Annotated in this window: 15 protein-coding genes; 6 read left to right on the top strand and 9 right to left on the bottom strand. The window is 56.5% G+C overall.

Annotated features, from left to right (window positions below):
- Positions 1-13 precede the first annotated feature (13 nt).
- Together OHL21_RS14825 and OHL21_RS14820 are read right to left on the bottom strand one after the other, a co-directional pair.
- Positions 14-1,441: a hypothetical protein gene (locus OHL21_RS14825; protein WP_263418063.1), complete on the bottom strand. Its 1,428-nt coding sequence runs from the start codon at positions 1,439-1,441 to the stop codon at positions 14-16.
- Positions 1,442-1,473: 32 nt separating this feature from the next.
- Positions 1,474-2,229 carry a hypothetical protein gene (locus OHL21_RS14820; RefSeq protein WP_263418062.1) on the bottom strand — a complete coding sequence of 252 codons (756 nt, stop codon included), beginning with the start codon at positions 2,227-2,229 and terminating at the stop codon, positions 1,474-1,476.
- 244 nt (positions 2,230-2,473) lie between these two features.
- Between OHL21_RS14820 and OHL21_RS14815 the strand changes: the two genes are divergently transcribed.
- Entirely contained in the window at positions 2,474-2,674 is a 201-nt protein-coding gene (locus OHL21_RS14815) for a hypothetical protein (protein ID WP_263418061.1), read from the top strand.
- Here the strand turns inward: OHL21_RS14815 and OHL21_RS14810 are convergent, their stop codons facing one another.
- Genes OHL21_RS14810 through OHL21_RS14800 form a run of 3 tightly spaced genes read right to left on the bottom strand, consistent with a single transcriptional unit; the run spans position 2,675 to position 6,300 of the window.
- Positions 2,675-3,943 (bottom strand): hypothetical protein, encoded by a 1,269-nt coding sequence (locus OHL21_RS14810; RefSeq protein ID WP_263418060.1) that lies wholly within the window; start codon positions 3,941-3,943, stop codon positions 2,675-2,677.
- Positions 3,944-4,001: 58 nt separating this feature from the next.
- A complete protein-coding gene (locus OHL21_RS14805; protein WP_263418059.1) occupies positions 4,002-5,267 on the bottom strand; it encodes a hypothetical protein in 1,266 nt (421 codons plus the stop codon).
- 58 nt (positions 5,268-5,325) lie between these two features.
- Complete coding sequence (locus tag OHL21_RS14800; RefSeq protein WP_263418058.1) at positions 5,326-6,300, bottom strand: hypothetical protein; 975 nt, start codon at positions 6,298-6,300, stop codon at positions 5,326-5,328.
- A gap of 480 nt (positions 6,301-6,780) precedes the next feature.
- On the opposite strand from OHL21_RS14800, the gene OHL21_RS14795 reads away from it, so the two are divergent.
- Positions 6,781-7,296 (top strand): Dps family protein, encoded by a 516-nt coding sequence (locus OHL21_RS14795; protein WP_263418057.1) that lies wholly within the window; start codon positions 6,781-6,783, stop codon positions 7,294-7,296.
- A 37-nt stretch (positions 7,297-7,333) separates the two neighbouring features.
- Here OHL21_RS14795 and OHL21_RS14790 read toward each other — a convergent pair whose 3' ends face one another.
- Entirely contained in the window at positions 7,334-10,084 is a 2,751-nt protein-coding gene (locus OHL21_RS14790) for a heparinase II/III-family protein (RefSeq protein ID WP_263418056.1), read from the bottom strand.
- 370 nt (positions 10,085-10,454) lie between these two features.
- Between OHL21_RS14790 and OHL21_RS14785 the strand changes: the two genes are divergently transcribed.
- Complete coding sequence (locus OHL21_RS14785; protein WP_263418055.1) at positions 10,455-11,300, top strand: fumarylacetoacetate hydrolase family protein; 846 nt, start codon at positions 10,455-10,457, stop codon at positions 11,298-11,300.
- A 71-nt stretch (positions 11,301-11,371) separates the two neighbouring features.
- On the opposite strand, the gene OHL21_RS14780 is transcribed toward OHL21_RS14785, so the two are convergent.
- Together OHL21_RS14780 and OHL21_RS14775 are read right to left on the bottom strand one after the other, a co-directional pair.
- Complete coding sequence (locus OHL21_RS14780) at positions 11,372-12,694, bottom strand: sugar porter family MFS transporter (RefSeq protein WP_263418054.1); 1,323 nt, start codon at positions 12,692-12,694, stop codon at positions 11,372-11,374.
- Between the two features lie 78 nt (positions 12,695-12,772).
- On the bottom strand, positions 12,773-13,759 hold the full coding sequence (locus tag OHL21_RS14775; protein WP_263418345.1) for a LacI family DNA-binding transcriptional regulator: 987 nt from the start codon (positions 13,757-13,759) through the stop codon (positions 12,773-12,775).
- Positions 13,760-13,986: 227 nt separating this feature from the next.
- On the opposite strand from OHL21_RS14775, the gene OHL21_RS14770 reads away from it, so the two are divergent.
- Both OHL21_RS14770 and OHL21_RS14765 read left to right on the top strand, forming a co-directional pair.
- Positions 13,987-17,436, top strand: a complete 3,450-nt coding sequence (locus OHL21_RS14770) for a TonB-dependent receptor (RefSeq protein ID WP_263418053.1) — start codon at positions 13,987-13,989, stop codon at positions 17,434-17,436.
- A gap of 82 nt (positions 17,437-17,518) precedes the next feature.
- On the top strand, positions 17,519-21,157 hold the full coding sequence (locus OHL21_RS14765; RefSeq protein ID WP_317889987.1) for an alpha-mannosidase: 3,639 nt from the start codon (positions 17,519-17,521) through the stop codon (positions 21,155-21,157).
- A 62-nt stretch (positions 21,158-21,219) separates the two neighbouring features.
- Here the strand turns inward: OHL21_RS14765 and OHL21_RS14760 are convergent, their stop codons facing one another.
- On the bottom strand, positions 21,220-22,149 hold the full coding sequence (locus OHL21_RS14760; protein WP_263418052.1) for a LysR family transcriptional regulator: 930 nt from the start codon (positions 22,147-22,149) through the stop codon (positions 21,220-21,222).
- Between the two features lie 47 nt (positions 22,150-22,196).
- On the opposite strand from OHL21_RS14760, the gene OHL21_RS14755 reads away from it, so the two are divergent.
- Positions 22,197-23,135 (top strand): DMT family transporter, encoded by a 939-nt coding sequence (locus OHL21_RS14755; RefSeq protein WP_263418051.1) that lies wholly within the window; start codon positions 22,197-22,199, stop codon positions 23,133-23,135.
- Positions 23,136-23,461: the final 326 nt, after the last annotated feature.

The following is a 23,461-nucleotide window of genomic DNA, read 5'->3' as shown; positions in this document are numbered from 1 at the left end:
ACTAACCCTGTAGTTATTGCAGCGACACCAGAACCTCGATCGTTCCGGTTCCCTTGTCTAAACGTCCCATTGCTTTTCCGATCACGGCGCCCATCATTCTGGTGGAGTCGGTTCCCTTCATGGCGTAGCCTTCCGTGGCGGAAGAGACCAGAAGGTCTCCTGGGCGGATCACTCCGTTCTCTGCACTTACCTTGGTGGGCACGATGCCGAGCATGGCCATCGGGACCTCTTCGCCGGTCTTGGCTCTTCCCTCGCGTCTGCCGGTCAGTCCCGGACGGGTGGAGTAGATTCCGGCGACGAATCTGGAGTAGGGTTCGCTGGAGTGGAGGAACTTGTCCGGTGTGTCAGCGTCGATGACCAGGACGTCTCCAGCCTCGTAGCGTTTGCGGTCGCCGGTGACATCAACTGATTCCGCATAGTCGCCGCCGCAGGTTGTGCCGTTCCATGCCGTCGACTGCACGGTGCCATCGGGGTAAGTCATGGACGCGCCACTACCAGATGTGAGCTTGATGCTGCCGTTTACTTCCAGCTTTGCGCTGGGTTGGATTGTGCCGATGCCCACATTGCCGTTTCCATGAAGGCGCAAAAGAGGATTGACGGAACCACCATTGGTTACATCGTAGAAGGCAAAGCCTCCTGTTCCCCCACCGCCTCGATTGGCAAGAAAATCAGCCTCGCCATCACCGCCCATGCGGTTCCATCCGGTAACTAATTTACCGCTATTAACGACTCGACTCAGGTTGAGAGAATTCCACTGAGGATCGAGATTCAGCCCTGAGACTACGAAGCCACCTACGGGAGCACTTATTTCAAAAGAGCCCAGAGGATTTGATGTTCCGATACCGACGCTTCCTACATTCGTAATCGATAGACGCTTTTGAAAGTTTGTGTAGAAATCAAGTCCCCACGTGTTGTTCGTTCCGCTTCTCGAAGAAGCAATTCCTTCTCCGCTGGAGGAACCGAAATGTAGCCCACTGTTATCGAAGGCCCCAGCATTGGCATTTCCCTGGTCGATAACAGCTCCTCCCTGCACTGAGAGATTTTGTTGCGGAGAAGAGGTTCCCAGGCCAACATTCCCTGAGCCGCCCAGAATCGCAAAGCGGACGGGCGCGCCTCCATCGGAATTGTTTTGAATGTTAAAGTTCCCAGAGGTCACTGAGAGGTTGTACTCAGCACCGAAATTATTCAGCTCGAGATTTGGTCCGAATATCTTTGTAGTTCCAGCGCTTGTATTGACCTTCAATGGAGCATCCGGCGATGTTGTGCCTATCCCTACATTGCCGTTTGTTGCTTGGTAGATCACCGAATCACCGATCGTGGATCCAGTCGTAGTAAAGACAGGAAGCTTACCCGCCGATCCGCTACCGGTAACTGTCTGAGCAAAACCAACCATGCTTCCGGCAGTGATAGCACTAGCAACAAGAACATTCCGTAAGCGCATTGCACTCTTCTCCTAACGAACCAAGCAAATCATTACTGCAGGGCAATTCCGACTTCGATCAGGCCCGTTCCCGAATCGAGATAATCGAGGGCTTTTCCAATCAGAGCTCCCACCATGCGAGAACGGTCCGTAGCTTTCATCGCATATCCGGGAGTCGACGAGGTCACCAACAGGTCGCCAGGCTTGATAGGGCCGTTCTCCGTACTCACCTTGGTGGGCACAATCCCCAGCATCGCCATGGGAACTTCTTCGCCTGTCTTCTGAGCACCAACGCGACGTCCAGTCAATCCCGGCTGCGTGGAGTAAATGCCCATCACTGTGGTGGCATACGGCTCAGAGGACTTAAGGAATTTGCCTGCGACCTTCGGATCAACGACGAGCACATCGCCCGGCCCATAAGACTTACGGTCGCCGGTGACATCGATGGATTCCGCATAGTCTCCGCCGCACGTCGTTCCATTCCACGCCGTCGATTGCACTGTGTTATCAGGGAAGGTCATCGAAGCGCCACTACCGCTGATCTTCACGCTTCCATTAACATCGAGTTTGGTTGCTGGAGATGTCGTGCCGATGCCCACGTTGCCAGTAGGATTTAGAATCAAATTGCTTGCACCACCGGACCAGGTTCCAATAATTAATCCGTTGCCGGAGCGGCCAAAACTTCCAAGGACATGCCCGCTACCATCATTCAAAGATATCCAATTGCTATTAGCATCGGGCTTAATATCCAGAGGCATTACTGGATTGACCATTCCAATCCCGACGTTGCCGTTCTGTAGAATCGTCATTGCAGTAAATAGAGATGTAGGAGAGCCACCTGAATTTAAGTCGAAAACAAGATTGCCACCATAAGTGATTCCGTAAGTCTGTCCAATCCGTGCAGGAGTCCATCCGTCCGATGCACGACTCCACTGAAAATACCTTGTTGCGTTTGTTTCTGAGCTGTCACCGGGGAGAGGGTTAGGAGTAGGGTCAGAATCAACTGCGACGTTCCCGCCTGAAACTTGCAAACGAGAAGCTCCAGGGTTTGTCGTGCCGATCCCGACATTCCCATTTACTTCGGAGATCGCCGAAGGACCGATCGTTGAGCTTCCGGTGAATTTAGGAACTGTATTGGTTGATCCACTGCCGGTAACCTGGGCAAAACCGGCCACACTGCCGGCCGCGATAGCCCCGGCTACAAGAACATTCCGTAAACGCATTGCACTCTCTCCTAACGAACCAGGCAAATAATTACTGCAGTGCTATTCCGACTTCAATCACGCCAACTCCTGAATCGAGATGACCGAGGGCTTTTCCTATCAGTGCTCCTATCATGCGGGAGCGATCCGTCGCCTTCATTGCGTATCCAGGAGTGGACGAGGTCACCAATAAGTCACCTGGCTTGATAGCGCCGTTCTCCGCACTTACTTTCGTGGGCACAATGCCCAGCATCGCCATCGGGACTTCTTCACCTGTCTTCGGAGCACCTACACGACGCCCAGTGAGTCCGGGCTGGGTCGAATAGATCCCCATCACAGTAGTCGCATACGGCTCGGAAGACTTGAGAAATTTGCCTTCGACCTTTGGATCGACGACCAGCACATCGCCCGGCTCATACGTCTTTCGGTCACCGGTCACGTCTACCGACTCAGCGTAGTCACCGCCGCAGGTCGTGCCATTCCAGGCGGTTGACTGCACTGTTCCATCCGGGTAGATCATCGATGCACCGCTTCCGGAAGTTAGCGCGATATTGCCGTTTACTTCCAGTTTTGATGCGGGAGCCCCTGTGCCGATCCCAACATTGCCGTTGTAGGCAATGCGCATTCTTTCGGCGGTTTGCGTCGGATTGTCTACGTCTCTCGCGTTTGCCAGATTCCATCTTGTGCCGAAGATGATCGGGCCGCTACTAGTTGTTCCTAGAACAAGACCGGCTGGAATAACACCGGTCGATACCGGGCGAACCCCCGTATCAACATACGAATGGATAAACGCGCCCCGCGTACGCACATTCGTACCGTCATCCCCGAAGAACCCCACCATGCCAAGGAGCGCCCCATTCTGTACTGCAACCGGGGTGGTTACAGTCGTACCGCCTGAGGCGCCGATGTAAACCTCCGCTGCGGCCTGGGCCATATTCGGAGCGTTTATATTCAACTGCAACAGTCCAAGGCCCGGATTCGCATTCGGATTACCACCTCCAACGATCTGAACGAGGGGTGTCTTCCCCATGGTGATAAGACCGCTCATCGTATCGGGGCCGTAACCGAACGCAGCGTTGCCATATACTGTCAGCGGGAAAAAAGGGGCGGTAGTCCCGGTCTTGATTCCTATGTTGCCGTTTGGAGCCTGCACCATCGTGGAATTAGCAATGACAGATCCACTTCTGAAATAGGGAATGTTTCCGTATGTACCTGGAGAACTGTTGTCCACCGTCACATTTGTTTGGGCAAAAGCTGCGACATTTCCGAGAATAAGCAACGCACTCGCGCCGATCAGGCCAAGGCTCAACTTATAACGCATGAAATTTCTCTCCCTTAGAACCAATCTTTTTCTGTTGTCCAAACGAACCAGGCAGTAACTACTGCAGTGAAACCAGAATTTCGATGACTCCCTTACCGGAGTCGAGTGTGCCCATCGCCTTACCGATAATGGCACCCGTCAGCTTCTCCCGGTCCGTGCCTCGCATCGCATAGCCGGCAGTGGACGAAGTCACAAGCAGTGTGCCCGGCTTGATGGGCCCGTTCTCAGCACTTACTTTCGTCGGCACAATACCGACAAGCGCCATAGGAACTTCTTCGCCGGTCTTGGGAGCTCCTTTTCTGCGGCCTGTAAGACCGGGCTGAGTGGAGTAGATTCCAGCGACCAGAGGAGAATAAGGCTCAGCGGTGCGGAGGAATTTGTCAGGAGAGGAGGGATCGATCACCAGCACATCGCCCGGCTCGTAGGCCTTACGGTCTCCGGTCACGTCTACCGACTCAGCGTAGTCACCACCACAGGTAGTTCCATTCCAGGCAGTGTTTTGCACCGAGCCATCCTGAAAAGCTATCGATGCACCGACACCGCTTATCTTGATATTGCCGTTTACTTCCAGCTTCTCCCTAGGAGTCCCGGTACCGATACCGACATTGCCGTTGTAGTCAATACGCATTCTTTCGGAGGTTTGCGTCGGATCAGTTACGTCTCTCCCGTTTGCCAGATTGACTCTCGTGCTGAAGATGATCGGAGCGCTGCTGGTCGTTCCGAGGTTAAGACCGGCCGGAATAACACCGGTCGATACTGGGACATGCGAGGTATCAACATACGAATTGATAAAGGCGCCCCGCGTACGCACATTCGTGCCGTCATCCCCGAAGAACCCTAGCTGTCCAAGGAGCACCCCATTCTGTACCGGGGCCCGCGAGGTTGCAGTCGTGCCGGCTGAAGCGCCAATGTAGATCTCAGCCGCGGCCTGGGTCATGCCAATAGCGTTCATATTCAATTGCAGCAGTCCAAGGCTCGGAGCCGCATTCGAATTACCACCTCCAACGATCTGAACGAGTGGAGTTTTCCCCATGGTGATCAAACCGTTCATAGTATCGGTGCCATAACCGAACGCGGCGTTGCCATAGACCGTCAACGGAAAAAAAGGAGCGGCCGTCCCGGTTTTGATTCCGATGTTGCCGTTTGGAGCCTGCACCATCGTTGAATTAGCAATGACAGAACCACTTCTGAATACAGGAATGCTCATATAGGAACCAGGGGAATTGGTGTCGACAGTCACATTTGTCTGAGCAAGAACCGAGACACTTCCAAAGATCAACGACACGCTTACACGTACCAGACCAAGGCCTAATTTGTTACGCATGAATATTTCTCTCCTCGAACCCTTCGTTCTTCCGCTAACTCGACGAACCAAACAGTAGTTACTGCAGTGAAACTAGAACTTCAATCAAGCCTTTCCCCGTATCCAGCTTTGCCATTGCTTTCCCAATAACAGCACCCATCAACTTGCTGAAGTCCGTTCCCTTCATCGCATAGCCTTCCGTTCCGGAAGAGACCAGCAGATCACCCACGTCAATGGCTCCGTTCTCGGCGCTGACCTTTGTAGGGACAATACCCAGCATTGCCATCGGAGCCTCCTCTCCAGTCACGGTCCGGCCCTGACGGCGGCCGGTCAGTCCTGGCCTGGTGGAGTAAATACCAGCGACAAGTCGGGAGTATGGTGTCGTGGAGTGCGCAAATTTACCCGAGGCGGTACGGTCGATCACCAGCACATCGCCGGGCTCATAAGCCTTACGGTCGCCGGTCACATCGACTGATTCTGCGTAGTCTCCGCCACAAGTCGTGCCATTCCACGCCGTCGACTGCACTGTGCTGTCAGGGAAGGTCATTGAAGCGCCGCTACCGCTGATCTTTACGCTGCCATTGACGTCGAGTTTGGCGGCTGGAGATGTCGTACCTATGCCGACATTCCCCCTCACGATCATGCCGTTCGCCGGCGCTTGAACGGTTCCTGATGCATACGTTGAGCCAACGGCCATTCCACCTGAACTGGTATCGATGTGGGCTACTTCAGATCCCCCCTGAGAGAAGAAATGAAAGCCACTCTGTACCAGATCCCGCGGAGTGGTGAACGTCATTCCTCCTGCCCACCAGTTGGAGACAATTGACCCGCTCGCCTCGGAATTCTGGAACTTGATCCCCACTTCAGCAGGGCCGGTGTAACCAGACTGGATTGTGAGCATCGTGCTTGGCGTGAACGTATAGAGATGCAGCAACGAGTTCGGGCTTAGCGTTCCGATCCCCACATTCCCACTGCTGGGAAACGCGTTTTGTGCGATGCCGAGAAGACCACCGGATAAGACAGCCCCTGCGACAAGTACGGTCCGGAACCACACTCTATTTTTTGCAGTACCAAGCAGAAGGACAGACAAACGCACAGGAACCCCACTTCATGAAACGACTCCGTCGTCGACTCTCCAGGAGTCATTCGAAATTTGTCGTAAGGATTCCGTGACCCTATTTGCTTCCCATTGAGGGCGCAATACTCAAAGGTATCCATACTTAAGTGCAGGCATTATTTATTACTTTGCAAACAAGTTTTCGCATCGCATGAAAACCTCAGCGGGATAAATCAAGCCCTTTTAAGGTCCGATGCCTTATGACCGACATCCTCTTGCTGCATTGCGACACCTGTGCGATAGACGCCCTCTGCGTGCGAATAACGGCCTATTTCCACTCCATGCCAAAGGAATAGGCGAACATCGATCATCCAGTCCTGCCTGTCACCCTTCCGTAGGTCAGACATCCCCCTCTAAGGAGTATGGTGAGAAGAGAGGGATGGAATTACGGTAGTTCCATACCCTGGGAGGAAATCAATGACAGCGACCGCTGATCTGCAAAAGCGCCAACAGTCACCCCTCACCCTCACCTCAGATCTCTCCAGTGAAGCCGTGCGCGATATCTCGGCCGGCCTGAATGGCCTGCTGGCAGATGTCTTCGCCCTTTATCTGAAGACGAAGAACTTCCACTGGCATATGAGCGGACCACATTTCCGTGATTATCATCTGCTGCTGGATGAGCATGGCGATCAGCTCTTCGCCATGACCGATGACATCGCGGAGCGCGTGCGGAAGATCGGCGGCACCACCATCCGCTCAATCGGCCACATTGCCCGGCTTCAGAGAGTTGCGGACAACGATGCCGAGTTCGTTACCGCCGCAGATATGCTGAGTGAGCTGCATGAAGACGAAAAGGCGCTGACGCTCAGAATGCGCGCCATCCATGATCTTTGCGATGACGGCGGCGATGTTGCTACGGCCAGTCTGCTGGAGAACTGGATCGATCAATCACAGCGCCGTAGCTGGTTCCTCTTCGAATCAACCCGCCGCTAACACGACCGATTGCGAGCTCCCTTCGGCAAAAGCACTCTTACTTTTGCGAAGGGGGCCCGATCGTCCAGGTCATATCAGGCGTCTTTCCGAAAGAGACCGTAGCCTGCCGGTTGTCGCACTGGATCAGAAGGTCCCCCAGGCGAAGCGCCCTCTTCGCCCCTGCCGCCACACTCCATTGCGGCGCTATCGCGCCTCCAGATGGTTGAATGAGGGTCAGAATCGTCAGAGAGTCGACAAGCCCTGACTGATACTCGATGATCATTGGCTTCTGCACCGGCTCCCGTTCAGCCTTCTCGTAGCTGCTCAGAGGAAATGGTCCCTTGCTTTGGCCCAATATCATCGCCGTCGTGGAGAACAGATGCATCTCCACACTATCGTTTTGCGCCCGCATGCGAAGCAGGTTCTTCTGCAGATCGAAGGACTCGACTGCCTGCTCGGGATGCCATATCTGGCTGAAGCGGTGCGGCCCGTCCGCACGGATCTGATCCATTACCACCAGAGTTCCGCCCTTGCGATAGATCAGCGTACGAACATAGGAACGAACCTGTGGATAGACAGAGCTGAGGTCGGCACTGATGATCTCAGATCCATCCTTCGAAGCGAGCCGGCGCATCGAAGGGTACTTGCCGAAGACCGCATTTCCGGCAACCACCTGGCTCTCCGGGTCTCCGTCTACCAGAATCGTGTTATGGCCGATCGCCTGGATGTTATAGGTGCGATAGTTGGGATCTTTATAGTAATCGGCATACCCCGCCTCGCCTATCCAGAGGCGGTTGTTCCAGGCGTAGTAGAGACTGCCCTGGTCGGCATGATTGTGATTGAAGTTCGGTCCGGCGCGCATGGCAATAACCGCAGACTCCGGCGACCAACTATCACGCAGTGCGGCAACACCGCGCTTTTCGAACAACGCTGACGTTGGTGCATCCACCGCGGTTGTCGCCGCAGACTGATGAATGCCGTCTTCCCAAAGCACCCGGCTCAACAGTTCAGTTGTCCCAGGATTCCGATACTGGAAATAAAACGCCGTCAGATCTGGATCACTGTTCTGCGCCGCCATGTAGGCGAAGACATTCGAAGGGCCGGTATCGCCATGGCTGTCGCCGAAGTCTTCCAGTGAGTCTTTGCCGTAGGTCGCGTAACGGAGGTAGCGCTGCGGACGTGCAAGCCGGCTGTCGAACGATTTCCCCAGTTGCTCCTTCGCCGCGGCCGCCACCAGCGCCGTCGTCTCAAAGTCAAAGCGATGATAGGAGATTCCCTCACCATAGGAATCGTCCGCAGTGTACGCCGACTCCAGATGTCTACGTTCTTTTGCGTAGAGCGCCAGGACATACCCGGCGATATCGGGATCGTCGCTCTGCAGAGCCGCCAGCAGCGCTCCTCCAACCGTGTGGCCAATCCAGTTACTGGTGTCGAACTGAAGGCGATCCTCTACGACATATTCCTGGTAGACCGGCTTGATGGACTGCTGCAACAGAGCATCATCGAGCGTGTGTTTCAAATCCGCAGGCAGCGCATTCCCCAGAAACTGTTCCGCCATAACAATGTTCTTCGTCATGATGCCGAGGGGGTAATAGCTGAGATATCCATGCGCTGGAAACCAGGGGTGAACCCATTGCGGCCATGAGGCAATCTCTCGCAGAATGTGAAGCGCCTCGTCCCGTTCGCGGCTCTCTCCGGTCGTGCGATAGGAGACCGCATCCCATAGAGCAAGCTCCGTCGGTTTCTGAACAAGGTTGAAGTAGGACGATAATCCCGGCAGCAGCAGCTGCGCATTCATCTCCGGGATGTTCGTCCCCACGCCAAATGCGAGAGCCGGCCCCAGATCTTTCCGTAGTTCGTCGCGCCGGGCAACAACCTGCTGCAAAAGCTCCGGAGAGACTGCATGCACAGCAGCGCCAAGGAGCGGCTGACGTATCGAAGGACGAATCAGAGCAAGCACCGTCGAGAAGCCGCCCTGCCCCACCAAACGGAGGGTCCAGACACCGTCAGGATCAGACGGCGAGATGGCGTGTTGCACCTTGAGACCGGAGCCATGGTCAATCAGCTGGCCATCCGGACCTTCGATCTCCCAACTCGCGTGAAAGGATGGCTTAGGACCGTCAAACTCTACCGCAAGCTGATCACCGGGCCGCAGTGCGTGCGGCAGATAAAACAGCTCTTGAACTCCATCCCACAATGCGGTGGGCGCCTTCAACAGATAGTGCCGCGTGGATTGTGCGCGAAGCTCGACATCGGAGAGGGCAACCCGCTCAAGTCGTTCGCTGCTGACATGAGGCAGGTCTGCCGTAATTGCAATTGCGGTGATGCGCCGCGAAGATGCCGGCAAGGCAACCTGCACATGTTGCCAGCCACCTCCCTGAATCGCCGATCGCAGGACAACCTCTTCTTCTCCGCGATAGATATGGATCGAAACCGGTATCCCACCCGTGGCGGAGGAGACCCTGAGGCGAAATGCCAGCGAGGAAGAGGGCCCGGCAACCACATACATGCGACGGATGAAACCCATTGCCAGCTTTCCATCACGATGCGGAACCACTTCGCGCGTAACAGCACTGAGACCATGGGAGGTCTCTACTCCCAGGGTGGGGTCATAACCTGTATCTTCCGCGAGGGGAAAACTCTCCCACCCATCGCGGGAGCCGGAGCCAGGAGCAACGCCTGAACTGGGCTGAAAGTGCGACCGATAGACGTAGGGCGCAAGCGGAGATCGATCCTGCTGCGCGGCTGCGGTCCCAATCACCAGGCAAAAAAAAGACAACACAAGCCACGCACGGAAGTTCAATCTCATAGAGCATTTTCCCTGTTGCGGGGTGTCCCGGAAGGAGCGTGCAGCGGCGTTTTCGTTGCGGAAAACGCCCATAGATGTGAAAACCCTACGCTACACCTACAGGGAAAATGCTCCAGGCCCTTTCGAACGTAGCTGCGAATCCACCCTACGCCGCCCACCTTGCATCTCGCCAGCCACTCGTAGAGGTCGTCCATGGAATGTTTCTCGGGGTCTCCCATTCCGTCATACAGCTTACGCTCTGTACTCTTCTTGATAACGATAGCGTCCCCATATCGATCTTTACACCCGGAGTTGCAGAAACTCGCATCATCCGCATAAGGCAGACTACTCTATTCATGAACACCCGCATTCATCACCAAGGAGATCGGCATTGAAGCTTCTACGATATGGAGCCCAAGGGGCAGAGCGCCCGGGCATCCTGGACCAGAACGGCAGCATCCGCGATATCTCTTCGATTGTTCCGGACCTGGCCGGGCAGTACCTCACGCCGGAGTGGCTAGAGAAGATTGCGTCGGCCGATGTTGCTTCCCTTCCGTTGGTCGACGGGCCGGTCCGCCTGGGCTCGTGCGTCGCGCAGCCGGGCAAGTTCCTGTGTATTGGGCTGAACTATTCAGACCACGCCGCCGAGTCCGGCATGGCGGTACCGGCGGAACCGGTTCTTTTCATGAAGGCCGGATCATCGATCTGCGGCCCCAATGACAACGTAGTGATTCCGCGTGGCTCCTTGAAGACAGACTGGGAGGTTGAACTTGGCGTGGTGATCGGCGCTAAGGCAAAGTACGTCTCGGAAGCGGACGCTCTGAACTATGTGGCCGGCTACTGCGTCATCAATGACGTCTCCGAACGCGCCTTCCAGCTTGAAGGCACCGGACAGTGGGTCAAAGGAAAGAGTGCCGACACCTTCGGCCCGACCGGCCCATGGCTGGTCACCCGCGATGAGGTACCCGACCCGCAGGCGCTCTCGATGTGGCTGGAAGTCGACGGACACCGTTATCAGAACGGCACAACATCGACCATGGTCTTTGGCGTCGCTTACCTGGTCAGCTATCTGAGCCGCTTCATGAGCCTGCAGCCTGGCGACATTATCAGCACCGGCACACCTCCGGGAGTCGGCCTGGGCCAGAAGCCGCCGGTCTACCTGCGTGCCGGCAATGTCATCCGGTTGGGAGTCCAAGGTCTGGGAGAACAGCAGCAGACCGTCGTTGCAGACGAGTAAGACAGGTCACCTCCAGATACAGCAAAGCCCCGAACATGGTTTCGGGGCTTTGTTGTAAGTACCTGCGATTGTCAGGAAACGCCCAGCTTCGACTGAATCTGTTCCAGAGAGATCGCCTTCGTTTCGGGATACACCACCAGCACAACCACCAGCTGCACCAACATCATCGCTGCAAAGAAGGCGAATGGAAGCCCCTGGCTCTTCGCGGCAATCGTCGGGAAGACACCTGCAATCACCGCATTCATGATCCAGTGGGACGACGATCCCAGGCTCTGGCCCTTGGAACGGACTCGTGACGGAAAGACCTCCGCCAGGTAGACCCAGATCACCGACCCCTGGGAGATGGCAAAGAAGATGATGAAGGCAACCAACATCCAGATCAGCAGGCCCTGATGCGCGTTCAGATAAAAGATCGCCGCGGTCCCGGCCAGGGCTGCCGCCATTCCAGCAGCGCCAACGATCAGCAGGGTCACCCTTCCCCACTTGTCGATCAGACTCATTCCCAGAAAGGTCGCCAGCAAATTGACCAGGCCCACACCGACGGTCTGTAACGCCGCCGAGCTTTCACTGAATCCGGCCGAAGCAAAGATATAGTTCGAGTAATAAAGGATGGCGTTGATGCCTGAAAGCTGGTTGAACATACCGATCGAGATAGCCAGAAAGATCGGCAGCCGGTACTTCCACTGGAACAACGACTCCTGCGCGACACCTCGCTCCAGATGAACGGAGTCGATGATCTCCTGCAGCTCGGCCTCTGAGTCGGGTGAACCCATCAGGCGCAGCACCTCAAGGGCTTCGTCTGTCTGATTCGTCGTCACCAGCCAGCGGGAGCTGCGCGGGATACCGTACAGCAGGATCAGGAAGAAGAGAGACGGCAGAAACGCCACCCCGAACTCCCACCGCCACTGAGCGGCGCCAAGATGCATTAAGGTAATCAGGAAGTTCGACAGATAGGCCAGCAGGATACCGACGACGACATTGACCTGAAACAGGCCCACCATCCGGCCACGCCATTTTGCCGGCGCGAGCTCAGCAATGTACACCGGTCCCAGAACGGACGATCCGCCGATACCAAGACCGCCGATAAAGCGCGCCACCAGCAACACATCCCAGTTCCAGGCAAACGCGGAGCCAATTGCGGAGATCGTATAAAGCACAGCCATCAACCGCAAAGCCTCCCGGCCGCCAAACCTCTGCCCCAGTACTCCCGATCCCATGGCGCCGATCACGGTTCCCACCAGGCCGATGAAGACGGTGACGCCCAGCGTGGCGGGGGTGAGATGGAAGATTTCGGTCAGTTGTTGTGTCGTGCCTGCGATAACGGCGGTATCGAAGCCGAATAGAAGGCCCCCCAGGGCTCCGACGGCGGTTGCTTTTACCAGATAGCGATTCAAGGCATCTCCTGTCTCTTACCGCCCTTCCGGCGGCGTCACATTCTCACAACTTGCCCCGGAGGGGCTTTGGGGGGCGAGCTAAGCACTTGCTCTTCGGCATCCGCAGGATTCACGGATGGTAAGGGTCACAGGCAGAATCGTCCGGACGCTTGTCGACTTGAACTCCCCATTAATACGCTGCAACAGCAGCCGGGTAGCCACATTTCCCAGTTCGGCGGCAGGCTGACGCACAGCGGTTACGGCGGGAGTAATCAGGGTGAAAAAGTCGACGTCATCGAAACCAACCAGCGCAATGTCCTTCCCCATCTGAATGTTCAGCTCTTTAAGAGCCTCAATCACCCAGATCGTGGATGCGTTGTTCGCCGTAAACAAGGCGTCAGGCCGGTCGCGCGAGGTAAGCAATTCGGCCAGGACAGCTTTTGAGGAAAGACTCGATTTCAGCTCCAGCTCGTTCTGATAAGAACGTTTCGCTCTTCGGAGCGAGTCCCGGTACCCGGCAATACGATCCTTCATAGTCCGGAGGTGCGCATTCGCTGATATACATGCAATCTTCTTGCAACCATGCTCTACCAGGTGATCCACGGCCATCGCGGCGCCGGCCTGGTTTTCAACTCCGACGGAATCTGTTGTGGCCACCTCAATCGGGCGGTCGATGGTTACGATTGGTGTATTCCCAGAAACGATGGCCTTGAGATACGGCTCCCGACTCTGGGTGGGAACAAGAAGAATGCCGTCCACCGGGTGATGGGTCATACTTTCAACCTGCGCCGCCTCGATGGCAGAGTCGTCCTCCGACGCAGCCAGCCACACCAGATAGTTCTGGGCCCGGGCGGTCTCCTGGACGGCATGGCTCACAACCGAAAAAAACGTATCGGAGATGTCAGGAACAATCAGACCGATGGAGCGCGATAACTTTCCTGTTAACATCCGTGCGGCATGATTAGGACGGTAATTCAGCTTCCGGATAGCTTCACGGACCTTTTTGGCGGTCGCGGGCGTGACATAAGGGTGCCCATTGATCATCCGAGAGACGGTCATGGGGGCTACTCCGGCTGCTTTTGCCACGTCTTGCAACGTTGCCCGTTTTTTCTTCGATTGTTGATGCAATCATGGCCTCAAATCTGAGAGAGCTACCATATCACCGGTTTTCTGGTAGCGTCCGTATTCCACAATAAAATCGGTGCATCTGTCTTGACAACACTTATTCCAAACGCATAAATATGGTTGTCGCTGTGATAGCGCAATCATAATTTTACGTAAACGATGACGTTGTATTTTTTCGAGGAGGCTGGATGAAACGCCACAAAATCCCTATTCGGATATTTCTATCCGTTCTGGTGTATCTGTTTTTAACGGGCTATTCGCTCGTTGCGCAGGATACGTCTTCACTGTCAGGAACCATTACCGACCCGTCCGGAGCCCTTGTTTCGAAGGCCAATATCACCCTTCAGAACAACGCTACCCGCGCTGAGACCCATGCGGTCTCAAACGACGAAGGCAACTTCAACATCACCAACGTCACACCGGGGGCATACACCCTGCGCGTCGAGGCCGCGGGTTTTGCATCCGTAACCCTCAGCGGTATCCAGGTCGACCCGAACATTGGTCGCCGCGTCGACGTAACCATGAAGGTGGGTGACAGCACCACCTCGGTCACGGTCGAAGCCAATGCCAACACGGTCCAGACCGAGAGCGCATCGGTGGGCCAGCTCATCACGCAGGAGCAGGTCAAGAACATCCAGCTTAACGGCCGTAACCCGCTCTATCTCGCACAGATGGAACCCGGCGTCGTCCGCAACAACTCGATGGCGGCCCTTGGCTTCGGTCTCGATAACCCGCTCAACATCAACGGAGCCCGCTCGCAGGAGAGCATGCAGACCTTCGACGGCGCACCGATGGTGCGTACCCGCTCCAACGGCACCAGCGTTGGTGTTGCCGATGTTGACTCCACGTCGCAGGTTCAGGTCCTCAGCTCGAACTATCCTGCCGAATACGGCCGCACCTCCGGCGGTCTGATCCGTCTGGTTCCCAAGAGCGGTACGGCGAACTTCCACGGCAGCCTGTTCGAGTACTTCCGCAATAACTATCTCAACGCCAACACTTGGCAGCGCAACAATCAAAAGCTGAAGCGCGGCGCCTTCCGCTACAACCAGTACGGCTGGAACCTGAACGGTCCGTTCTTCATCCCCGGCCACTTCAACTCGGGTCGCTCCAAGCTCTTCTTCCTGGCCGGCCAGGAGTGGGTGAAGTACAACCACGACGATACCTCCAGCGCCACGCTGAAGGTTCCGACAGCTCGCATGAGAACGGGTGACTTCGGCGAACTGCTCGGCTCGAACATCTTCTATAGCTCGCCCGTGCAGATCGTGAATCCCACTACGGGTGTTGCCTACGCCAATAACGTCATTCCCACCGCTCAGCTCAGCCCGAACGGTATTGGCCTGCTGAATGCATATCCACTCCCCAATCTCGTGGGAAATGCCTCCAGCAACTGGACCGATACTGCGCTTTACACCGAAAGTCAGCGTAAAGACACGCTGATCATCGACTTTGTTCCCAACGATGCGCATCGTCTGCGCTTCAGCCTGTTGAACTACAACTACGACGATTACGAGCCGCACTTCGGCAACTTCAACACCAATCCTCGTATCTTCCACCGCCCGAACCAGGTCGGCGTGCTGCACCATACCTGGACCATCAACTCCACGATGATCAATGACGCCTTCGTCTCTGGCGCTGCCGATCACGTCGACATCAATATCGATACATCCTCGGGCCGTTTTGATCGTACGAAGTACGGCATCAACTATCCCTACCTCTTCGGTTCCGCCACCAAGGTCGTTCCCAACAAGATCCCGACCATTCAGCTCGGCAGCTTCGGTACGCTTGACGGCGGTCCGTATCCGTCGCGGTCCGGCGGTATGGTTTACGACGTGGGCGATACGTTCACCTGGGTCAAAGGAAACCACACGCTCAAGTTCGGTGGAGTATGGGAGTACGCCGGCGAGAACAACTACGACCAGATCAGCGTCGACAACACGCGGCCGGGCACCACGAACAACCAGAACGGTCTGTTCGTCTTTACGGATAATCGCGGCGGCGGGGCCACGTCCAAGGCAGCAGTCGCCAACGCAGCGCTGGGCATCTTCGACACCTACGGAGAGATCGGCCAGCGCTCCTACACTCCGTTCCGCGGCAACATGTTCGAGATGTTTGCCCAGGACCAGTGGCGCATGACTCCGAAGTTCGTGCTCGAGTACGGCGTCCGCTACAGCATCATGAAGCCGTATCACTCGTTGTGGGGTAACCAGGCCTTCTTCAGCCCGAAGGACTACAACCCGACGTTGGCTCCTACGGTCAATACGACCACTGGCTTCCTGATCGGTGGAGATCAGTACAATGGCGTCGTGATCCCTGGCTCCGGCTTCCCCAGCGCCGCCAAGGGACATGTTCCCGACAGCATCCTCAATGGCAACTTCCAGCGGCTCTTCCGCGGCTACGACGCGAACTACTCTCCGACGGTCTATACCAACATCCAGCCTCGCGTAGGTTTTGCCTACCAGGTTGAGCCTGGTACGGTAATCCGTGGTGGCGCCGGCCGTTATATGCAGCGTCTCGGTATCAGCGATACAGTGCACGTCGGCGGCAACGCTCCGTTCCAGCCGGCATCCACGGTAAGCCAGGGAAGCGTTGATAACCCCGGCGGAGCCGCAGGAAGCATCACCCCGCTGGCCTTCACCTCGCATGCATACAACTACCCCAGTCCCGAGGCCTGGGCCTGGAACATGACGGTGGAACACGAGTTCACCAACATCGGCACGTTCACTCTGAGCTATGTCGGCCGCCGTGGTTACCACCTGGAGCAGTTAGCCAACATCAACCAGCTTCAGCCCGGAACGATCCAGGCGAATCCGACGGTCAAGGCTCCGGATGCGCTCCGTCCCTATAAGGGCTTCTCGACCATCATCGAGGCCCAGAACAATGGCGGATCGTTCTACCATGGCATGCAGGCAAATCTGAAGCGCCGTCTTACCAGGGGCTTCCTCTTCGGTGTGGCTTACACCTGGTCCAAGAGCCTGGATTACGGCTCTTCCAACGGAACCAACATTCCCAATGCTTACAGCAACGCTAACCTGTATGGTCCGAGCGACTTCGACACCAAACACGTGATGGTTGCCAACTACGTCTGGGATATCCCTTACGGAACCCACGCAAGTAATCCGTTCGTCCGCACCGTAGTTGGCGACTGGCAGTTCTCCGGAACCATCCAGGCGCAGTCTGGACGTCCACAAAGTGTTACGCGCAACCTCGATCAGGCTGGTGTAGGACCGGGCTCGGGCAACCAATACTATACCCGCACCCGCACCCCTTCTCTGCCACATTCATTCGGCACGTCTGGCCAGTGGTTTGAGGTTGGTACAAGCTGCGGTCCGATCAACTCAACCTGCATCTTCCAGCCTGCCGCGGCCGGCACCTTTGCTCCGCGCGGCTCCCGTGGCCTCATCTATGGCCCCGGCTTCCAGAGCTATAATGCCGCGCTGCAGAAGGCCTTCCACGTCATCCCCGGTCATGAAAACCACCAGTTGGTCTTCAAGGCTGAAGCGTTCAACTTCGCTAACCATCCCAACCTGGATAACCCTGACATGACCCCCACCAACAGCACGTTCGGTAAGGTCACGAACAAGGGCACAACCTACGCGTCGGAACGCCAGTTCCAGTTCAGTCTGAGATACGCGTTCTAAACCACAGGCCCCGCGGCATACGCCGCGGGGCTTTTCTCTTTCTCCCCATACAAATCAGATTCAAGGAACGAGGAGCGGTCAGATGCGATCGATGGATTCTTCGCGCTCATTCTTCAATGGTGAACATCGCAACACTTCCAGGTGGAGCCTCGTCCGCCGCGTCCTGTGGCTTAGTGCTCTCTCCAGCGCAGCCTTTGCCCAGACGATGAAGGCGCCCGATATCACCAGCCAGCCGACGCTTTACGTCGTTCCATATGCACACCTCGATACGCAGTGGCGCTGGGAGTTCCCCCAAACCATCCGCGAATACCTGTTGAAGACCATGCGGGTGAACTTCGACTACATGGACCGCTATCCGCACTACGTCTTCAACTGGACCGGAGCCAACCGCTACCGGCTGATGAAGGAGTACTTCCCTTCCGACTACGCACGGATGAGCACCTATGTTGCCGCCGGCCGCTGGTATCCCGCCGGCTCATCTGTCGAGGAAGGCGACGTCAACCTTCCCAGCGCAGAAGGCATCTTCCGCCAGATCCTGTATGGCAATAGCTACTTCCGCAAAGACTTCGGTAAGGCTAGCGAGGAATACATGCTTCCGGACTGCTTCGGCTTCCCGGCCTCGCTGCCGAGCATTCTTGCCCATGCCGGAATCAAGGGCTTCTCGACTCAGAAGCTTAATGCCGAGTGGCAGCCGGCGCCAAAGATCGGTGGTCCTAACTCGCCGGAGCAGACTCCCGAAGGCATCCCCTTCAATGTCGGCATGTGGTACGGCCCTGATGGAAAAGGCGTGATCGCAGCCCTCAATCCCGGCGGCTACGGTAGCAACACCTACACCGATTTGAGCAAAGAGCCGACAGAAGCTGTGGCCAATGCACCACAACTCACCAGTGAAGAGCGCGCCCGCCTTTCCCCGCAGCAGCTTGCCGCGCTTCCTCCTCGTCCCCGTAATGTAGAGCCGAACTGGGTGAAGCGCATCGAGCTCGATGGAAAAGTAACAGGCATCTTCGCCGACTATCATTACGTCGGTACAGGAGACGTGGGTGGCGCGACTCAGGAGTCTACGGTCAAACTTCTGGAAGCGATCGTCACCAAGAGCAAGACTGTTCTGCCGACTCCGCCGCGCGGCGCATTTGCGATGGGAGAGACACCCAAAGCCGCAGAAGCAGGACCTGAGGTACAAGTGGGAGACGGCCCTGTTCATGTCGTCATCGCAACCGCCGACCAGCTCTTCAAAGATATTCCCTCGTCTATGACCTCAAGGCTGCCGACCGTAAAAGGAGACCTTGAGCTCATCAACCATTCCGCCGGCTCCCTGACCTCGCAGGCTTATCACAAGCGCTGGGTGCTGAAGAACGAGCTTCTGGCCGATGCCGCAGAGAAGTCTGCACTCGCGGCTGCATGGATGGGTGGCGGCGCCTATCCGCAACAGCGTTTGAACGATGCCTGGATGCTGGCGTTGGCAGGTCACTTCCATGACACCGCCGCTGGAACCGCCACACCAAAGTCGTATGAGTATGCCTGGAATGACGATGCCATCGTCGCCAACCAGTTCACCGGCATCCTCACCAGCGCGAGCCAGGCGATCGCCTCAGGATTAGACACCGAAGGGGCAGGCATCCCTGTCGTTCTCTTCAATCCGCTGAACGTTGAGCGTGAAGATGTGGTCGAAGCCGATCTCCACTTCCCCAGCGCCCCTCCAAAGAGCGTCACAGTCACCGATCCTCAGGGCAAAGAAGTGCCCGCACAGATTGCCGAAGGGAAGGTCCTCTTCTTAGCAACGGTCCCATCTGTTGGATACGCCGTGTATCACGTGCAGGCGGCACAAAAAGCTGCTCCCTCGACCGGCCTCAAGGTGACTAACTCTTCTCTCGAAAACGCTCGTTATCTCGTGAAGCTCAACTCAGATGGTGATGTCTCCAGCATCTACGACAAGCAAATGAAGAAAGAACTTCTCTCTGCTCCTGTACGTCTGGCCATCTCCAATGACAAGCCAAAGCAGTGGCCGGCATGGAATATGGACTTCGATCAGGAGCAGGCCGCGCCTCGCTCCTATGTCGCGGGCAAGCCCACGATCCGCATCAAGGAGAACGGCCCGGTCCGCGTCACGCTGGAAGTAACGCGCGAAGCCGAAGGCTCGAAGTTCGTACAGACCGTCAGCCTCTCCGCCGGAAACCCGGGCAACCGCGTGGTGTGGGGGAACAGTATCGATTGGAAGACGCTCTCGGCTAACCTGAAGGCCACGTTCCCGCTGAGCGCGTCGAATGAGAACGCCACCTACAATTGGGACCTTGGAACGGTTCAGAGACCTAATGCCAATGAGCGGCAGTTCGAGGTTGCCTCGCACAAGTGGATCGATCTGCAGGACAAGAGTGGAAGCTTCGGAGCCACGATCCTGACCGACTTCAAGAATGGTTCGGACAAGCCGAATGACAACACCATCCGGCTGACACTTCTGCGTTCTCCGGGTCTTCAACCTTCGACCAACGGGCGGCCAATTCCCTATTCGGATCAAGCCAACCAGGACTGGGGACATCACGAGTTCATCTTCGGTCTTGCCGGGCACGACGGTGACTGGCGCACTGCGCAGACAGACTGGCAGGCCTATCGCATGAACGCTCCCGTCATTGCCTTCCAGACCGGCAAACACCAGGGAACACTTGGGAAGAGTTTCTCCCTCATGCATCTAAACAACTCGCGTATCCGCGTCCTCGCGTTAAAGAAAGCAGAAGACAGCGATGAAGTCATCCTCCGCATGGTGGAGCTTGACGGCAAACCGGCACAGGATGTTCAGGTCTCTTTCGCAGGCCCAATTGCTTCCGCCCGTGAAGTCAACGCACAGGAGCAGCCCCTGGGTGATGCGACCGTCGAACAAGGAGCCCTCAAAACCTCGTTGACCGCCTATCAGCCAAGGACCTTTGCTATTCGGCTCGTGGATGCCGCGGAGAAGCTGAATGCGGTTCAATCTCAGGCGGTGCCGCTACAGTATGACCTTGCCGCCGGCAGCAACGACGATACTGCAACCAATGGCGGTGGCTTCGATGGGAAAGGTAATGCCATCCCTGCCGAGATGCTCCCAGACAAGATCGACTATCACGGCATAGTCTTCGACCTTGCCTCTGCGAAGACAGGCAACCTGAATGCCGTAGTAGCAAAAGGCCAGGCCGTCAAGCTTCCGGAAGGACACTTCAATCGTGTCTATATCCTGGCCGCATCTGCTGATGGTGATCAGACCGGTGTCTTCAAGGTCGGCTCTCATACTACGACGCTCAAAATCCAGGACTGGACCGGCTATATCGGCCAGTGGGATACGCGTCTCTGGAAGGAACAGCAGCCCGGGCGCAACTGGGCCATCTCAGCCAATCACGCGGCATGGCCTCCTGCAGATCTGCAGCAGCGCGAGGCACGTCCTCCGGCGCCTCGTTATCCGGACGACTATATCGGCCTGAAAGCCGGCTTCCTGAAGACAGCTGGTCTCGCCTGGTACGCCTCGCACATTCATACGCCGCAAGGACTCAACCAGCCCTATCAGTATTCCTACCTGTTTGCCTATCCGATCGATGTCGCGGAAGGTGCAAAGACCATCACGCTGCCAAACAACGACAAGATTCGCATCCTCGCTATCTCCGCAGCACAGGAAAGCGAGAAGCTCACCGTCGCGACCTCATTACTCGATGTGCCGAAACCCCCAGCGGCAGAACCCGGTGCAGCAACGTCGAAATAATCTCCACTCAATCACCAAAGGGTGAAGCTGCAAGCACAGCTTCACTCTTTTCGTGAAATGCTCTACCGTTCCGCTAGCATCTCCAGCGCCATCGACCAGAATGCCTGCATCACCGGCGAAAACCACTTGTCGCGATGCCGAACGACCTGGGTATAGACAGAGAGCCGCTTCTCCGGCCACGGCAATGCAACCAGGCTTCCCTTCTCCAGTTCTTCCTCCACCACAACCTCCGGCAGCACGGCGACGCCCATGCGCGCGAGCGCGCACTGTTTCAGGGCCTCGACGCTCGCGAACTCCAGGCATTTACTCACACGGCCACCGCCCTGCGCCAGGGTACGTTCGAAGAGTGCGCGATAACTGCAACTGCGTTCCGTAAGCAGTATCTGCTGTTCGGCGATCTCCGTTGCCGTAACCTTCTTATAGCCGGCAAGCGCATGCTCCTTGGCAACGAGGGCCAGCATCGGCTCCCGGCGGACACACTTCACCAGAAGTTGCGGCACCTCGATCGGCTCATCGATAGTGATGGCGATGTCGATGCCCGGTTCCAGAGGACTGACAGAAGCACACTGCGTACTGGTATGCAGCGTAAGTTGTACACCCGGGTAAGTGCACTGGAAACTCCGCAGCAGGTCCGGCAGACGGTAGGTCAACAGACTTTCCGACGCTGTAATCACCAGGGGGCCGACTACCTGCCCGCTCTTCTGCACCGAGGTACGCGCTTCTTCCGCCAGGACCAGCAGCCGGGTTGCATACGCGAGAAACTGCGTGCCTGCTGCCGTCAGTTCCACCTGCCGGCCCAACCGATTGAACAGCGGCAAACCGAGTTCGCTTTCGAGCGCATGCACCTGCGCTGTTACGCTGGACTGCGCATAATGTAACTGACTGGCAGCACGGGTAAAGCTCTTTTCGCGCGCAACTTCCGCAAACGTCCGTACCTGCTTGAGATCGAGCACAGCTTCACTCCCATCAGGAATTTCGATGCAAGTCATCATATCAATTCGCTGGACGCGATTCATACCGCCTGCGAAAGTTAATCTCCATGAAGCCACGGCACATCGCGCAGATCATCCTGCTCTCAGCGGTATGGGGCATCTCATTTCTCATGATCCGGATCGCAGCGACAACCTTCCCGCCGGTCTGGGTAGGAATGCTCCGGTCCGGCTCGGGCGCGGTCTTGCTCCTGGTCTTACTGAAACTCAGGGGAAACCGGCTTCCTCCACGGAAGATGTTGCCCTGGCTGCTTGCCGTGGCGCTCTTCAATAACGCGATTCCCTTCAGCTTCTTTGCCTGGGGAGAGCAAACTGTGCCGAGCAATACGGCTGCCGTCCTGAATGCGACTCTCCCGATCTGGACCATGCTCTTAGGCATGGCTGTGCACCGCACGAAGATGGGACTGGCGACGATACTCGGTGTTCTGATCGGCTTTGGCGGTGTAGCCTTGGTGGTCTACAGCCGAGCCTCCGACCCGGCGCCGGGACAAGGCAATCTGACCCTTGGGATCACCGTGATTGTATTGGCGACACTCGGCTACGCGACCGCTACACTTATCGCGAAGGCGAAGCTACAGGGCCTGGATCCTATCGGCCTGGCCACAGCACAGCTCTCGCTGGCTGCATCGATGCTGGCTCCTGTCGCCGTCCTCACGCGGCATCCGACTCACATCACCCTGCCTCCTGTTCTCGCTATTCTGGTCCTCGGCCTTGCCGGTAGCGGCTTGGCTTACTTCCTGTACTTCAATCTGCTGGCCCACATTCCCGCGACCCACGTTGTCGCGGTGACCTACCTTTTGCCGATCTGGGGTATCTTCTGGGGGCTCGTTGCACATGAACAGGTTGCGCCTCTGGCCTATGTAGGAGTGCTGGTGGTGATCGCCGGCTTGATTCTGATGAACAGCAGTATGCGAAAGCCATCGCCCAAAATCGAGCCCAGCCCCCAGCCAGTCACATCGTCCGCAGAGTGCGAAGCGGTGAAGAGTTAGAGCAATTCTCCTAATGCTGTAGCTCCGACGAATGCAGTTTGCTTTACAGGAAAACGGCGCAAATTGCCAAGACCCCGCACTATACCGAAGTTCGCTCCTGTTTTGCTTAAGGGCATCGGCTTCAGCCGTGCCGTACAAAGTTGGCAAGAAACGCGGCTTTAGCCGCTGAGGTCATTGGTTGGGTACCTCAGTGGCTAAATGTGAAGTTTCAATAGGTTATTGTCCATCTGACCGAGAACGAAGAAGCTGATTGTGAGAGCAATCCAAAATCTTCGGAGGCCAGATGGACTATCACCATCATGCCCGTTTGACAGTGCGTGGTCGAG

Source organism: Terriglobus albidus, from assembly GCF_025685425.1.
Lineage (GTDB): Bacteria > Acidobacteriota > Terriglobia > Terriglobales > Acidobacteriaceae > Terriglobus > Terriglobus albidus.
Note: the sequence above shows the minus strand (reverse complement) of the source record. Positions and strands in the feature narration are given on the sequence as shown.

Coding starts and splice junctions, on each gene's coding strand:
- OHL21_RS14810 (WP_263418060.1), bottom strand. CDS start 3,943: ATGCGTTATAAGTTGAGCCTTGGCCTGATCGGCGCGAGTGCGTTGCTT.
- OHL21_RS14795 (WP_263418057.1), top strand. CDS start 6,781: ATGACAGCGACCGCTGATCTGCAAAAGCGCCAACAGTCACCCCTCACC.
- OHL21_RS14760 (WP_263418052.1), bottom strand. CDS start 22,149: ATGATGACTTGCATCGAAATTCCTGATGGGAGTGAAGCTGTGCTCGAT.
- OHL21_RS14805 (WP_263418059.1), bottom strand. CDS start 5,267: ATGCGTAACAAATTAGGCCTTGGTCTGGTACGTGTAAGCGTGTCGTTG.
- OHL21_RS14790 (WP_263418056.1), bottom strand. CDS start 10,084: ATGAGATTGAACTTCCGTGCGTGGCTTGTGTTGTCTTTTTTTTGCCTG.
- OHL21_RS14825 (WP_263418063.1), bottom strand. CDS start 1,441: ATGCGCTTACGGAATGTTCTTGTTGCTAGTGCTATCACTGCCGGAAGC.
- OHL21_RS14765 (WP_317889987.1), top strand. CDS start 17,519: ATGCGATCGATGGATTCTTCGCGCTCATTCTTCAATGGTGAACATCGC.
- OHL21_RS14770 (WP_263418053.1), top strand. CDS start 13,987: ATGAAACGCCACAAAATCCCTATTCGGATATTTCTATCCGTTCTGGTG.
- OHL21_RS14755 (WP_263418051.1), top strand. CDS start 22,197: ATGAAGCCACGGCACATCGCGCAGATCATCCTGCTCTCAGCGGTATGG.
- OHL21_RS14820 (WP_263418062.1), bottom strand. CDS start 2,229: ATGACGATTCTACAGAACGGCAACGTCGGGATTGGAATGGTCAATCCA.